Source organism: Aliiroseovarius halocynthiae, assembly GCF_007004645.1.
GTDB lineage: Bacteria > Pseudomonadota > Alphaproteobacteria > Rhodobacterales > Rhodobacteraceae > Aliiroseovarius > Aliiroseovarius halocynthiae.
The window spans coordinates 48,412-63,557 of the sequence record NZ_ML660023.1 but is presented as its reverse complement, the minus strand read 5'-3'; the positions used below and the strand labels follow the sequence as shown (position 1 = coordinate 63,557).

General features: G+C 56.3%; 13 protein-coding genes. 6 read left to right on the top strand and 7 right to left on the bottom strand.

The annotated features are described in order from the left end of the window. Positions 1-42: 42 nt before the first annotated feature. Entirely contained in the window at positions 43-1,053 is a 1,011-nt protein-coding gene (galE, locus tag FIL88_RS12705) for a UDP-glucose 4-epimerase GalE (protein ID WP_142854251.1), read from the bottom strand. A gap of 231 nt (positions 1,054-1,284) precedes the next feature. Here galE and FIL88_RS12700 point away from each other — a divergent pair, with 231 nt between their 5' ends. The 3 genes from FIL88_RS12700 (at position 1,285) to FIL88_RS12690 (ending at position 5,565) form a co-directional block, all read left to right on the top strand. Further along, positions 1,285-3,546 (top strand): NADP-dependent malic enzyme, encoded by a 2,262-nt coding sequence (locus FIL88_RS12700; protein WP_142854350.1) that lies wholly within the window; start codon positions 1,285-1,287, stop codon positions 3,544-3,546. A gap of 149 nt (positions 3,547-3,695) precedes the next feature. Beyond that, on the top strand, positions 3,696-4,673 hold the full coding sequence (locus FIL88_RS12695) for a glutathione S-transferase family protein (protein WP_142854250.1): 978 nt from the start codon (positions 3,696-3,698) through the stop codon (positions 4,671-4,673). Between the two features lie 31 nt (positions 4,674-4,704). Further along, complete coding sequence (locus FIL88_RS12690) at positions 4,705-5,565, top strand: COG3904 family protein (RefSeq protein WP_142854249.1); 861 nt, start codon at positions 4,705-4,707, stop codon at positions 5,563-5,565. Positions 5,566-5,619: 54 nt separating this feature from the next. On the opposite strand, the gene FIL88_RS12685 is transcribed toward FIL88_RS12690, so the two are convergent. From FIL88_RS12685 to FIL88_RS12675, 3 genes are all read right to left on the bottom strand, one after another. Then, positions 5,620-7,836, bottom strand: coding sequence for an NADP-dependent isocitrate dehydrogenase (locus FIL88_RS12685; RefSeq protein WP_142854248.1), 2,217 nt, complete (start codon positions 7,834-7,836; stop codon positions 5,620-5,622). Between the two features lie 139 nt (positions 7,837-7,975). Next, positions 7,976-8,731 carry a GNAT family N-acetyltransferase gene (locus FIL88_RS12680; RefSeq protein ID WP_142854247.1) on the bottom strand — a complete coding sequence of 252 codons (756 nt, stop codon included), beginning with the start codon at positions 8,729-8,731 and terminating at the stop codon, positions 7,976-7,978. A gap of 64 nt (positions 8,732-8,795) precedes the next feature. Next, on the bottom strand, positions 8,796-9,812 hold the full coding sequence (locus FIL88_RS12675) for an isocitrate/isopropylmalate dehydrogenase family protein (RefSeq protein WP_221931155.1): 1,017 nt from the start codon (positions 9,810-9,812) through the stop codon (positions 8,796-8,798). A gap of 177 nt (positions 9,813-9,989) precedes the next feature. Here FIL88_RS12675 and FIL88_RS12670 point away from each other — a divergent pair, with 177 nt between their 5' ends. Continuing rightward, the gene (locus FIL88_RS12670) at positions 9,990-10,862 is read left to right on the top strand and encodes a ribokinase (RefSeq protein ID WP_142854246.1); all 873 of its coding nucleotides are present in this window, start codon (positions 9,990-9,992) and stop codon (positions 10,860-10,862) included. A gap of 7 nt (positions 10,863-10,869) precedes the next feature. Here the strand turns inward: FIL88_RS12670 and FIL88_RS12665 are convergent, their stop codons facing one another. Both FIL88_RS12665 and FIL88_RS12660 read right to left on the bottom strand, forming a co-directional pair. After that, entirely contained in the window at positions 10,870-11,157 is a 288-nt protein-coding gene (locus tag FIL88_RS12665) for an SCP2 sterol-binding domain-containing protein (RefSeq protein WP_142854245.1), read from the bottom strand. Positions 11,158-11,230: 73 nt separating this feature from the next. Further along, a complete protein-coding gene (locus FIL88_RS12660) occupies positions 11,231-12,478 on the bottom strand; it encodes an argininosuccinate synthase (protein WP_142854244.1) in 1,248 nt (415 codons plus the stop codon). A 171-nt stretch (positions 12,479-12,649) separates the two neighbouring features. On the opposite strand from FIL88_RS12660, the gene FIL88_RS12655 reads away from it, so the two are divergent. Together FIL88_RS12655 and ilvA are read left to right on the top strand one after the other, a co-directional pair. Beyond that, the gene (locus FIL88_RS12655; protein ID WP_142854243.1) at positions 12,650-13,438 is read left to right on the top strand and encodes a hypothetical protein; all 789 of its coding nucleotides are present in this window, start codon (positions 12,650-12,652) and stop codon (positions 13,436-13,438) included. 47 nt (positions 13,439-13,485) lie between these two features. Beyond that, positions 13,486-14,733, top strand: a complete 1,248-nt coding sequence (gene ilvA / locus FIL88_RS12650) for a threonine ammonia-lyase IlvA (RefSeq protein ID WP_142854242.1) — start codon at positions 13,486-13,488, stop codon at positions 14,731-14,733. On the opposite strand, the gene FIL88_RS12645 is transcribed toward ilvA, so the two are convergent. Further along, on the bottom strand, positions 14,730-15,044 hold the full coding sequence (locus FIL88_RS12645; protein WP_142854241.1) for an Hpt domain-containing protein: 315 nt from the start codon (positions 15,042-15,044) through the stop codon (positions 14,730-14,732). The genes ilvA and FIL88_RS12645 overlap by 4 nt on opposite strands. Positions 15,045-15,146 lie beyond the last annotated feature (102 nt).

Sequence of the window (15,146 nt, the reverse complement as noted above, 5' to 3'; positions counted from 1 at the left end):
TTGCGACAGATTAGGGTGTCGCGCGCCGGGGTGAAAGAGGGGTCAGGTGTTTTTACGGCGCGAGACCCAATTCCAGCTGCTTTCGCACATGTCATCCAGACCGCGTTTGGCCTCGAACCCCAGCACATCGCGGGCTTTGGCCGGATCACCATAAACGCTGGCAACATCACCCGCACGGCGCGGGGACATTTGATATGGCAGCTCTTTCTCGGCGGCATTTTCATAGGCGCGGAGCATATCCATCACCGAATATCCTGTGCCCGTGCCAAGATTAACGGTGTGACCTTCGTTGGTTTTCAATAGCGCATCCACCGATTGCACATGCCCACGTGCCAGATCCATCACATGGATATAGTCGCGCACGCCAGTGCCGTCGGGCGTGTCATAGTCGCTGCCGAAGACCGAGAGCTTTTCCAGTTCGCCAGTGGCGACCTTGGCAATATAGGGCATCAGGTTGTTTGGAATGTCGTTTGGATCTTCGCCAATCAGCCCCGTTTCATGCGCACCAGCCGGGTTGAAATAGCGCAGGATCCCGAAGGCCCAGCGGTCATCCGCAGTGGCGACCTGCTCCAACGACTGCTCGCACACCAGCTTGGTATAGCCATAGGGGTTGTTAAAGCTGCGGGGCGCGGTTTCTGGAACCGGCAGTTGATCCGGCTGGCCATAGACGGTGGCGGAAGACGAGAAGACCAGACGGAACACGCCTGCCGCCTTCATGACGTTCAGAAGCGTATAAAGACCTGAGATATTGGTGGTCAGATAATCCAGTGGCTTTTCGGTGCTTTCACCCACGGCTTTCAGCGCGGCAAAGTGAATGACGGCATCAAACTTATGTTCGGCAAACACGCGGGTTAGCAGGTTCTGGTCCAGCACATCGCCATCCACATAGGTGACTTTTTCACCGCTGATGACCTCGAGTCGGTCAAGAACGCCACGATCTGCGTTCGAGAAGTTATCAAGGATCACAACTTGATAACCCGCCTTGGTCAGCTCGACAAAAGTATGCGAGCCAATGAATCCTGCGCCGCCGGTCAAAAGGACTTTTTGTGCCACGTGAAGCCTCCAATTCTAATGAACGACATATAGGATGGATCCGAAGGAATGGCACGTGTGAATGCGGTGACAGAATGAAGTTCCGATTATTGCGCTAACAATCAAACATAATTTCCAAGAATTACCCAAAAAGCCCAAGTGAAGACAGATTAATAGCATAATACCGGTTGAGGCCCGGATTTTCCCCCTGTAAGGGTTTGACTTCGACAGAAGATGACAAAGGCCCGAACCATGCCCAAAGCCAAGATCACAAATGAAGAGGCACTTGCCTTCCATATTGACCCCACGCCGGGCAAGTTCGAGGTCACGCCGTCGGTCCCGATGACCACGCAGCGCGACCTGTCTTTGGCCTATTCTCCGGGTGTTGCGGTTCCCTGTGAGGCGATCGCTGAGAATCCACAGACGGCGTATGACTATACCAACAAGGGTAACCTTGTGGCTGTGATTTCGAACGGGACGGCGGTTCTGGGTCTGGGCAATCTGGGTGCGCTGGCCTCGAAGCCGGTGATGGAAGGCAAGGCCGTTCTGTTCAAGCGCTTTGCGGACGTTAACTCGATCGATATCGAGCTGGACACCGAAGACCCCGAGGCCTTCATTAACGCGGTCAAACTGATGGGCCCGACCTTTGGCGGCATCAATCTGGAAGACATTAAAGCGCCCGAATGTTTCATCATCGAGCAGCGCCTGAAGGAAGAAATGGACATCCCGGTCTTTCATGACGACCAGCACGGGACCGCGGTGATTTGCGCGGCTGGACTGCTGAACGCTCTGCATCTGTCTGGCAAAAAGATCGAAGATTGTCGCATCGTTCTGAACGGCGCGGGCGCTGCGGGCATTGCCTGTATCGAGTTGATCAAGTCAATGGGCGCGCAACATGACAATTGCATCGTCTGTGACACCAAGGGTGTGATCTATCAGGGTCGTACCGAAGGTATGAACCAGTGGAAGTCGGCCCACGCCGCCAACACCGAACTGCGTACCTTGGAAGAAGCAATGGATGGCGCAGACGTGTTCCTTGGCGTGTCGGTCAAGGGCGCCGTGACCCAGGATATGGTTGCCTCGATGGCGGATAACCCGGTCATCTTCGCTATGGCCAACCCCGATCCGGAAATCACGCCGGAAGAAGCCCACGAAGTGCGCAATGACGCGATCGTTGCGACCGGGCGTTCGGATTACCCGAACCAAGTGAACAATGTGCTGGGCTTCCCGTATCTGTTCCGCGGTGCGCTGGACATCAACGCACGCGCCATCAATGACGAGATGAAGATCGCTTGTGCGCAGGCACTGGCCGAGCTCGCCCGCGAAGACGTGCCGGACGAGGTTGCCATGGCCTATGGCAAGAAGCTGACCTTTGGTCGCGACTATATCATCCCGACGCCGTTTGATCCGCGTTTGATCTATGTAATCCCGCCAGCGGTTGCCAAGGCGGGGATGGACACGGGTGTTGCGCGCCGTCCGATTATCGACATGGATGGGTACGAACAAAGCCTGAAGGCACGGATGGATCCGACGGCCTCGATCCTGCGCGGGATCACGGCGCGGGCGCGTAAGAACCAGGCAACGATGATCTTTGCCGAAGGCGACAACTCGCAAGTGCTGCGTGCTGCGGTTCAGTATCAACGCAACGGCTATGGCCGGGCGCTTGTTATTGGGCGGGAAGACGATGTGAAGGCCAAACTGGCTGCGGATGGATTGGGCGATGCGGTGCGTGAACTGCGTGTTGTGAATGCTGCCAACACCGAGCATTTGGACGCCTATAAAGACTTCCTGTACGAGCGCCTTCAGCGTCAGGGATTTGACCACCATGACATCCACCGTCTTGCCGCACGTGATCGCCACGTGTTTGCATCATTGATGCTGGCGCATGGGCATGGTGACGGCCTGATCACCGGCGCGACCCGGAAATCTGCCTATGTGTTGGACCGGATCAACCATGTGTTTGACGCCACCGCTGCCGATGGTGCCGTGGGTGTGACCGCCGTGCTGCACAAAGGCCGCATCGTGCTGATGGCGGATACATTGGTGCATGAATGGCCCGAGACCGAAGATCTGGCAAATATCGCCGAACGTGCTGCGGCTGTTGCTCGCGGACTTGGGCTTGAGCCGCGTGTGGCTTTCGTCAGTTTCTCGACCTTCGGCTATCCGGTGTCAGAACGTGCCTCGAAACTGCACGAAGCGCCGGCGATTTTGGAAGCACGTGGCGTGGACTTCGAATTCGAAGGCGAAATGACTGCAGACGTGGCGCTGAATGCTGACGTTATGGCGCAGTACCCGTTCTGCCGCCTGTCTGGTCCGGCCAATATTCTGGTGGTACCCGCGCGTCACTCGGCGTCGATCTCGGTCAAGATGATGCAGGAATTGGCAGGCGCCACGGTGATCGGTCCGATCCTGTCCGGCATCGACCAGCCGATCCAGATCTGTTCGACCAACTCGACGTCGAACGATATTCTGAACATGGCAATGCTGGCTGCGACCCGACTGGGTAAACGCTGATTTAGCTGAAATAGAGACGCATTCGGCCCGGAGCAGTTGCTTCGGGCTGTTTTCGTTCTGTGCGGGTGTGAACAGACCCGACGCGCATCGCGCTGAATTGTGCAAAGCAATTCGAATGCTATCTTCGTAACAGAAGATAGGAGGCACCGATGGGTCAGCTTGTGGATGGCGTTTGGCATGACGTTTGGTACGACACCAAGAAAACCGGCGGAAAATTCAAACGCGAAGATGCGCGCTTTCGCAATTGGGTCACGGCGGATGGATTGGCGGGTCCGACTGGTGATAGTGGGTTCAAGGCCGAAGCAGGACGATATCACCTTTATGTCTCCCTTGCCTGCCCTTGGGCACATCGCACCCTGATTTTTCGCAAGCTGAAAGGGCTGGAAGATCTGATCGGCGTGACCGCCGTGCATCCTCATATGCTGTCGAATGGGTGGGAGTTCGATCCCGCCGATCCCGATCCGCTGTTTGGGCACAGTTTCATGCACCAGATCTATACGACTGACAAAGCCGACTATTCGGGGCGCGTGACGGTTCCTGTTTTGTGGGACAAAGTGCAGGGGCGGATTGCCAGCAACGAAAGCTCCGAAATCATCCGGATGTTCAATTCCGCCTTTAACGGCCTGACTGGAAATACGCTGGATTTCTATTCGGAAGCGCTGCGGGACCAGATCGACGCGATCAACGACAACATCTATCAAAACATCAATAATGGTGTCTATCGCTGCGGATTTGCCACCACGCAAGAGGCGTATGAACAAGCATTCGACGTGCTTTTTGCTGCGCTGGGTCGGGTCGAAGGTATCCTGTCAGAAAGCCGCTTTCTGGTCGGCAATCAACTGACCGAAGCAGACTGGCGCCTGTTCACAACGTTGATCCGGTTCGACGCGGTTTATCACGGTCACTTCAAAACGAACCTAAAACGGATCGAGGATTACCCGAATATCTCGAACTATCTGCGCGAGCTGTATCAACATCCCGGTGTGGCTGAGACGGTGAACATGGAGCACATCAAGTCGCACTACTACTATTCGCACGAAACGATCAATCCGACGCGCGTGGTGCCGAAAGGTCCCGCGCTGGATTACACCCGCCCGCATGACAGGGGCCGGTTTGACAGGGTTTGACTTGCTGGATTGAGCGACCCTAGGCTGGCCTATGGGATATGCTCTGGACCATCTGCGCGGAAAGCACCCGCTTTGGCAAAGTTTCTGGGTCAACGGGGTTGCGGTTCGGCTGGCCGTTTATGCAATTACTTTGCTGGTCTTGCGGGATGCGCCGATCGCTTTGTGGGTGGCCGCCGTATTGGTTGGCGCTGATGCATTGTGCCTGCTATGGCAAGGTGTCGGCTATTTCCGTGCGGCAGAAGCACGCATACGCGATACCGGGTCCATGTTGCCGACATGGGTCGGGATGATCGCCTTGGTGATCGCGGTATTCGTGGTGGTGTCGCAGTGGTGGGCCTTGGGCCTTGCGACGCGTCCGGTAGATGACGGGCCCAGCTTTGCCGAACGTAAGGCGCGGGAACGGCAGGCCGAGTATCAGTTTAAGCGACAATCTGATGGGAATCTGCTGTTCCAAGGGCAGATTGTGTTGGGGGTAACCAAGGCAATGCGCCGAGAGTTGGCGCAAGCGCCGCTTCCGACAAGCATCACATTAGACAGTAAAGGCGGCAATGTGTTCGAGGCGCGCGGGCTGGCCAAGCTGATCACCTCTCATGGCCTCGACACCCACGTGGACGCCACCTGTAGCTCGGCCTGCACGCTTGTTTTCATTGCAGGATCGCAGCGACAGCTTGGACCCGATGCGCGGCTGGGATTTCACAGCTACATGCTGGAAGGCGCGCAGCGATTGCCTGGGTTCGACATCGAGGCCGAGCAGCTGCGGGACCGCGAGTTCATGTTGGGGCAGGGTGTTTCACCTGATTTCATAACCCGCGTGTATGACACGCACCCCAGCGGCATTTGGTTCCCAGAACACAGGGTTTTGCACCAATCTGGCGTTGTAACGCAGGACTGATAAAACAGAAAACCCCGCCACAAGGACGGGGTTTTCAGGTGATTTAGAGACGTATCAGTCGATGATTGCGTTCAGCGTGGCCGAGGGGCGCATCACTTTGGCTTTCAGCTCGACCGAGGGGCGGAAATAGCCACCGATGTCGGCTGCTGGACCTTGGGCTGCGGCGAGCTCGGCCAAGATGGCCTCTTCGCCTTCGGCCAGAGCCTTCGCAACCGGAGCGAACTCGGCAGCCAAGTCAGCGTCATCCGACTGCGCGGCCAAAGCGTCGGCCCAGTAGCGTGCAAACCAATAATGGCTGTCGCGGTTATCCGGCTGACCAACTTTACGCGAAGGCGAGTTGTTGTTGTCCAGAATGCCTTGGGTCGCAGCTTCGGCAGCGGCACCCAGAACACCAGCTTTGGCGTTGCCTTTGACGTCCGCCAGGAAGTTCAGGCTTTCACCCAGCGCACAGAACTCGCCCATCGAATCCCAACGCAGGTGGTTTTCTTCAACCAGCTGCTGCACGTGCTTAGGCGCCGAACCACCAGCGCCGGTTTCAAACAGACCGCCACCTTTCATCAGCTTCACGATCGACAGCATCTTGGCCGAGGTGCCCAGCTCAAGGATCGGGAACAGGTCGGTCAGATAGTCACGCAGCACGTTGCCGGTGATCGCGATGCTATCGTTGCCAGCCGTGATGGTTTTCAGAGACTGGGCGGTTGCTTCACGCGGGGCCATGATCTGGAACAGGTCGGCTTTGCCGGCAGCTTCCAGTGCGGGCGTCACGTATTTGATCAGCTCGGCATCGTGGGCGCGGTTTGCGTCCAGCCAGAAGATGGCTTCCGAACCGGTCAGGCGCTGACGGTCCATGGCCAGCTCGATCCAGTTCTCGATCGGAGCCTTCTTGACAGTGCACGAACGCCAGATGTCACCGGCCTCGACTTCATGCGCGTGCAGCGTGTCGCCATTTGCAGTCACGACACGGATGGTGCCGTTTGCAGGGGCTTCAAAAGTGGTCGGGTGCGAGCCGTACTCTTCCGCTTTCTGCGCCATCAGGCCAACGTTTGCGACCGAACCCGCGGTGGTCACGTCCAGCGCACCATTGGCTTTGAAGAAGTTGATGGTTTCGTCATAGACGGTGGCATAGCAGCGGTCAGGGATCACGCAGTTGGTGTCACCTTTCGCGCCAGCTTCGTCCCAGCCTTTGCCGCCCGCGCGGATCACGGCGGGCATCGATGCGTCGATGATCACGTCTGAAGGCACGTGCAGGTTGGTGATGCCTTTGTCTGAATCGACCATGTACATCGATGGACGGTCCAGCGCGGCAATCTCGGCCTTGATCTCGGCGGCATTGCCCATGCTGTCGATGGCGGCCAGAATGTCACCCAGACCCGAGTTCGGCGAACCTCCGGCGGCGGCAATCGCGTCACCGTGCTTGTCCCACACCGGACCCAACCATGCTTTCACAGCGTGGCCGAAGATGATCGGGTCCGACACTTTCATCATGGTCGCCTTCATGTGAAGCGAGAACATGGTGCCGTCTGTTTTGGTGTCGTCGATGGCGTCTGCCAGGAAGGACCCCAAGGCTTTTGCCGACATGAAGGTCGCATCCGCGATGGTGCCTTCTTCCAGCGGCCAGCCGTCTTTCAGAACGGTGGTTGCGCCGTCTTTGCCAACAAATTCGATCTTCGCGTCACCGGCCTGAGCAGCGGTGATGGTGGCCGAAACCTCGTTTGCGTAGAAGTCGTTGCCCGGCATGGACGACACTTTGGTTTTCGAGGACGCATCCCAAGCACCCATCGAATGCGGGTTGTTCTGGGCGAAGTTTTTCACGGCGCGGGCCGAACGACGGTCCGAGTTACCTTCGCGCAGAACAGGGTTCACGGCCGAGCCTTTGATGGCGTCATAACGGGCACGGATGGCTTTTTCGACGTCGGTCTGGGGATCTTCCGGGTAGCTGGGCAGGTCATAACCCTGCGCCTGAAGCTCTTCGATGGCGGCAACCAGCTGAGGCACCGAGGCCGAGATGTTCGGCAGTTTGATCACGTTCGCATCCGGCGTCTTCACCAGCTCGCCCAAAGCAGCCAGATCGTCTGACTGACGCTGATCGTCGGTCAGGTTTTCTGGGAAGGTCGCGATGATGCGGCCGGCCAGCGAAATGTCCGGCGTGCCAACGGTGATTCCTGCGGCGGAAACGAACTTGCGGATGATCGGCAGGAACGAGGCCGAGGCCAGCTCGGGCGCTTCGTCTACAATTGTATACAGTATGTCTGCTTGCGATTTATCGGTCATTTTAGAACACCTCTTTTTTCGCGGAAAACTTCGCCTACGGGTCGACACCCCGAACGGCGAAAGGTGGGATTTCCCCTTTCCCATACACAAGTACGGCACGAAAAAAAAGGGAGTTGGGGGTCAGATGTGCCGATTTCAGTCAAGATTGCGCTAGCAATGGCATGATCTGCTTTTTCAACAGATAGTGAGATGCAATTTGCTGCCCGTTCAGGACCATTGAAAACACTCCGTAAGGGTTTGGAACACGATCCCGAAGGTCCTGCGCGCTGGCGATTTCAGAGACATTGAAAGGGATCCCAGCCTCGGCAGCGGCGTCTTTTGCGTGTTGGGTTGCATCTTCAAGATACGGGCACTGCGCTGAATGCAGAACGGTAAGGCCGTCCCCTAAAGCTTTGGCTTTCTCGTCCCATTTCCCGACAAGCCGAGGCATCGAAACATCATGTTCAAATGGCAATGCCATCAGCGCGTATCCGGGCGCGGGGGTGTCAACCTCTGCATATCCACGTGCCTCAAGTATATGGCGATCGACGATCCAGTTTCCTGAACTTGTCAGCGCGGCGATGCCTTGAAAACCATGCGCGCGCGCATAGGATTCGGCGTCGTTCAGCAAGGCTTTGGCGTGGCCTTTGCCTTTACTTTTTCCGACCACCCAAAGGCAGTGAATGATCATAAAATTGGCTGCGTTTTCGATACCGCGCCATGCATGGCGTCCGGGCATAAATTCGATAAAGCCACGTTCGCCATCATCCAAAAGCCGCATCTGCAGACCTTCCTGAAAACGGTCTGCCAGCCAAGCGCGTTTCCGCCTCCAGGCTAAGGTTTTCCGCGCCGACATCTTGCAGAAGAAGCCGTGTTTTTCGACGGTGTCGTTGGTGATGGTGATCAAATTGGTCATGCGAGCCTCCGTTCGCGAAGGCTCGCACGAATTGCGTCAGACGTCTTTGCGGCGGATCAAACCCTTACAGACGATCCATAATCGCTTCGGCAATCGACATGGTGTTGCCGGTGCCGCCCAGATCCGGGGTGACACGGTCTTTGGCCTGAACAGTCTCTACTACGGCCTTTTTCAGGCGTTGGGCGTCGTCGGATTTGCCCACATGTTCCAGCATCAGGCCTGCGGCCATCAGGAAGGCGCACGGGTTGGCTTTTTGCTGGCCTGCGATGTCAGGGGCCGACCCGTGGACGGCTTCGAAGATCGCGGCGTTCTCGCCAATATTGGCACCCGGGGCAAGGCCCAGACCGCCGATCAAACCAGCAGCCAGGTCGGACAGGATGTCGCCAAACAGGTTCGTGGTGACGATCACGTCGAACGCATCCGGGTACATCACCATCTGCATCGCGCAGGCGTCAACGATACGCTCGTCAAACTCGACGCGGCCTTCATATTCTTGGGCAACCTTGCGCGCCTCTTCCAGAAACATGCCAGACAGCAGCTTCAGGATGTTCGCCTTGTGCACGATCGAGACCTTTTTGCGCCCGTTCGCCACCGCATATTCGAACGCAGCACGGGTAATGCGCTGGGCGCCTTCTTTGGTGTTATACCCGGTCGAGAACACCTTGCCCTCGGGGTCGCCATTATGCTCGATATAGCCTTCATCCGAGATGTAATACCCTTCCAGATTCTCGCGGAAGATCACCATATCGACGTTGTCATAACGTCCATCCAGCTTGATCGTCTTGGTCGGACGGACGTTGGCATACAGGTTAAACGCCTGACGTAGTTGAAGGTTGATTGACTTGAAGCCGCCGCCAACGGGCGTGGTCAGCGGACCTTTCAGTGCCAGTTTGGTGCGGCGGATGCTGTCCAGCGTCGCCTCGGGCAGGGGGGTTCCTTCTGCATCGAAGGCCGACATGCCGGCCTGCTGTACATCCCATTCAAAGGGGCTGCCCATTTTATCAAGAATGGCGGTGACGGCCTCGGTGATTTCGGGGCCAATCCCATCGCCGGGGATCAGAGTGGCTTGGATCTTGGTCATGGTCGTTTTCTCCATGCTGATGAGCGTATTTGTTGCCCGTATATACTGTATACAATGGAATACAATAAAATTTTCGACCCCGGAAGGTGAATAGAACCGGACAGTTCCCCCCCCGACGTTACGCATGACTTGCACCTACGGGCAAGGACGCTAACGTATCCCAGCAAGGAGGCGCCCGTGACCCTATTCAATCTCGGATCTATCAATATCGACAATTTCTATCGCGTACCGCATATGCCCGCGCCGGGCGAGACGCTGACCGCGCAGGAACACGCGGTTGGGTTGGGTGGAAAGGGGGCCAATCAATCCGTTGCCGCAGCCCGCGCCGGGGCGGATGTGGTTCAAATCGGTGCCGTCGGACCAGACGGGCAGTGGTGTTTGGATACCCTAAAAGGCGCTGGTGTAGATACCACTCAAGTCGCATCCCGAACGGTCGCAACAGGCCACGCAAATATCGTTGTGGATCCAAGTGGTGAGAACCAAATCATTCTCTATTCCGGCGCAAATCATGCTTTGACGGTGGATCAGATTGATGCGGCTTTGGCGCATGGCACTCCGACAGACACGCTGATCTTGCAAAACGAAACCAACATGATTGTCGAGGCGGCGAAAGTGGCGCGGGCGCGTGGGATGCGTGTGATCTATTCCGCAGCACCCTTCGTGGCTGCGGATGCAAAAGCCATGCTGCCCCATACAGATATGCTGGTGCTGAATCAGGTTGAGGCTCAGCAACTAACCGATGCGCTGGGCAAAACCATCGCAGATCTGAACCTGCCGGTGGTGCTGATCACCAAAGGGTCCGAGGGTGCGGTCTGGATTGAAAGCGGCGTCGAAACCGCGCAGGTTTCTGCTTTCCCTGTGACGCCCGTTGACACCACGGGCGCAGGGGATTGCTTTATCGGCTATGTTGCCGCCGGGTTGGATCAGGGCATGACGCCGGAACATGCAATGCGGCTGGGCGCAGCTGCATCTGCGATCAAAGTAACCCGGTTCGGCACGGCTGATGCCATCCCGTCACGCGACGAGGTGGATCGTTTTCTGGCAGGTTAGAGCCTATCTAGCCCTTAAGAAGCTGCCCAAGGCGCATCGCCACGGATACATCGCCTGACACTTTGATTTTACCCATCATGAAAGCGGTCATCGGGTTCAGATCGCCCTTCATCAGCTTCTCCAGATTGCTGCGAGACATTGAAATCGTGCAGTCCGTGTCCGCGTCTTCGCGCGACAGGGCGCCATCTTGCAGAACAATCACGCCATCCTCGCCGCAATCCAACTTTAGGCTTTCGTCGAACGACACTTTGGTCAGGCCGCGTTCGATCTTTTCTACGATGGGCGTCAGGGGCATGGTGATCCTTTCATGAAAAACGCCCCCGCGTGATACGGGGGCGTTTGAATTCGGTCCACAGTGACGTGGCGACTTACTTAACGCGCTTGTTTCGCATCGCGATCAGCTTCAGACGCAGTGCGTTCAATTGGATGAAGCCAGCGGCGTCGGTCTGGTCATAGGCCCCCATGTCCTCTTCAAAGGTCACATGCTCTTCCGAGTACAGCGAGTGATCCGACCAACGACCAACCACGCGGGCCAGACCTTTGTACAGCTTCATGCGGACGGTACCGGTGACGTGCTCTTGGCTGAGGTCGATGGCGGCTTGCAGCATTTCACGCTCGGGCGAGAACCAATAGCCGTTATAGATCAGCTCGGCATATTTCGGCATCAGCTCGTCTTTCAGATGCATCGCGCCGCGGTCCATAGTGATCGACTCGATGCCACGGTGGGCGTCCAGCAGGATGGTGCCGCCGGGAGTCTCGTAGATCCCACGCGATTTCATACCGACATAGCGACCTTCCACCAGATCCAGACGGCCAATGCCGTGCTTACGGCCGTATTCGTTCAGTTCGGTCAGAATGGTTGCGGGCGACATCTTTTCGCCGTTGATCGCAACGGGATCGCCTTTTTCAAACTCGATCTCGATATATTCAGGCGTATCCGGTGCATCTTCCGGGTGGACGCTGCGCTGATAGACGTAATCCGGTGCGTCTTCCGCCGGATCTTCCAGCACTTTGCCCTCGGACGAGGTGTGCAGTAGGTTCGCATCAACCGAGAACGGGGCCTCGCCACGTTTGTCCTTGGCAATCGGGATTTGGTTCTGCTCGGCGAATTCCAGCAGCTTGGTCCGCGAGCCCAGATCCCATTCACGCCAAGGCGCGATCACAACGATTTCAGGGTTCAGCGCGTAAGCGGCCAGCTCGAAACGGACCTGATCGTTGCCTTTGCCGGTTGCACCGTGGGACACCGCATCGGCACCGTGCTGCGCCGCAATCTCGACCAGACGTTTCGAAATCAGCGGACGCGCGATTGAGGTGCCTAGAAGATACAGGCCCTCGTATTGCGCATTGGCGCGGAACATCGGGAAGACATAATCGCGCACGAATTCTTCGCGCAGGTCTTCGATATGGATGTTTTCGGGCTTGATGCCCAGCATTTCGGCCTTTGCACGCGCCGGCTCCAGTTCCTCGCCCTGACCAAGATCGGCGGTGAAGGTGATCACCTCGCAGTCATATTCGGTCTGCAGCCATTTCAGAATGATCGAAGTATCAAGGCCACCCGAATAAGCCAGAACAACTTTCTTCGGCGCAGCCTGCGGCGCGGTGTTGGACGAAATCATCAGTTTCCCTTTCACAGAGTGTCACACGACGAAAAACGGCGCGGTTACGGGCCGATTATCCTTTATTTAAAGGCGGGGCAAGCTTTGCGTGGCGCAGGGGTAAGCCACTTAAAGTTGCGCGCGTGTCAGATCTGTGATTTTCAAGCGAAAACATTGTTAACGGAGGCCATTATGACCGGAACTGAATTGTTTAAACATGCCTACGGCATGATCGAGCGTAACTTCGGTGTTGCTATGCGGATCTCGTTGGTTTTGTTCGTACTTTCGCTTGCTTTTCAGGCAGCGATTACCTTTTGGACCGTATTCAATCCGCAGCTTTCTTATCGCCTTGGAACCGTTCCTTTCCTTGTCATTTCTTACCTGCCGGGGCTTGTGACCATGGTTCTTGGCGCATGGGTTGCGGTCGCGTGGCACCGCTATGTCTTGCTGGAAGAGGATCCGGGCGGTTGGATTCCCAATTTCAATGGGCGTGAGATCCTTGGTTATATTTTGTGGCTACTTCTGATGATGGTGATCTACTTTGCTATCCTCCTACCATTCATTGCGGTGGCTGCCCTTGCCGCGACCGGGTTGGAAGGTGGAGGTACCGCGGGTGCAGGCTTGATTATTGTATTCGTAATCAGTGGCTTCGCGACGATTATTGCCGCTGTGATCGTTCTCACCCGTCTGTCCACTTGCCTCGTTTCTCGCGCCGTTTCGCAGCGGCTAAGCCTTGCGCAGGCATGGAATGCAACGCGGGGTTCAAGCTGGCCGATTGTCGTCTATCTGCTGCTTATGTTTGCGGTGATGCTTGTTGTGGGCATTATCGTTTCTCTGTTGATGGCGGTTGTTGGTGTCGCGGCGTTCGTTATCGTTGTCCCCGCATATTTGCTGCTTACTTGGTTCCTGATGATCTTCCAGGTCAGCATCATGACGACACTATACGGGTACTACATCGAAGGCCGCGAACTGGTCGCCTGACGAAATCTGCCTTGCCAAGCTCATGCGCTTTGGGTCAGACATAGCGCATGAGCGATTTCCTGAAACGGGCCCGCGTGGCCGAACAGCAGATGCGGGCGCTTTTCCCCGCGACGCCACTTCAACGCAATGATCACCTGTCAGCACTGTATGGGGCTGACATTTGGCTGAAGCGCGAAGATCTCAGTCCTGTGCGCAGCTATAAAATTCGTGGCGCGCTGAATGCGATGGGCAAGGCCTTGGCGGCGGACCCATCGCGCGATCTGTTTGTCTGCGCATCTGCGGGCAACCACGCGCAAGGTGTGGCCTATACCAGCCGTCATTTTGGCGTGCGCGGCGTGATCTTTATGCCCGTCACGACACCCCAACAGAAGATCGAAAAAACACGCATTTTCGGCGGGGATAGTATCGAAATCCGGCTGGTCGGAGACTATTTCGATGACACTTTGAAGGCGGCGCAGGAATATTGCGAAGCCGAAGGGGGGCACTTTCTGTCGCCCTTCGACGACGCAGATGTGATCGAAGGACAGGCTAGTGTCGCGGCCGAGATCGTATCGCAGCTTGGGTGCGCGCCGGATTTTGTTGTTTTGCCTGTCGGTGGCGGCGGTCTGTCAGCTGGTATCACAAAATATCTGGGTGAAACTGCCCCGGAAACAGCGTTGCGATATGTAGAGCCGGTCGGCGGAGCCAGCTTGCAAGCAGCCCTTGGTGCCGGACAGCCGGTCACGCTGGCCCATGTGGACAATTTCGTTGACGGCGCTGCGGTGGCGCGGATCGGGGCGATGACTTTCGACGTGCTGAAGGATATCAATCCGGCCTACGTATTATCCGTTCCTGAAGATCGGATTTGCCTGACGATTTTGGATATGCTGAACGTGGAAGGTGTTGTGTTAGAGCCTGCTGGCGCCCTGTCCATCGACGTTTTGAAAGACCTTCAGGACGATATTCGCGGGAAAACCGTGATCTGTGTGACCTCGGGCGGAAATTTTGATTTTGAACGTTTGCCTGATGTGAAAGAGCGCGCGCAGCGGTTCGCGGGCTTGAAGAAATACTTCCTGCTGCGCCTGCCTCAGCGCCCTGGCGCGCTGAAAGACTTCCTTCAGATCCTAGGGCCGGACGACAATATTGCCCGGTTTGAATACATGAAGAAAAGTGCGCGTAACTTTGGGTCCGTTCTTTTGGGCATTGAAACAAACCGCCCCGAGAACTTCGACCTGCTTGAAAAACGGTTGGATGAGCACGGATTTGCGTTCTCGGACATCACCGATGACGACACAATTGCTGAATTCGTCGTCTAAAGCTTTGCCAGAAATTCGACCTTGGATTGGTCGTAGATTGTAAACACCGGGTCCAGCTGGATTTGGCTGCCTTGCCCGCTGGCTGCGGTTCTTTCGTTTTGATCGCAGATTTCAGATAGGCTTTGAAAGCCAAGATTTGAAGCAGATCCCTTCAACAGATGCATATCGTGTTCGAACTGCGAGGGATCGGGGTTGGATTTCAGGCGCGCAATCACCTCGTCCACTTCCTCAAGAAAGATCTCGGCAATTTCCCCAAAATCATCTTCGCCAATTTCATTCTTCAGCTCATTGACGCGACCCCAGTCGATCATGAATGCCTCCTACCTAGCTCGGGCAACAATCACTGAAACACGTTAAAATACTGTTATCAGTACAGATAATGTTGAATTTTAACTTTAAAGGCCTGTTAAATT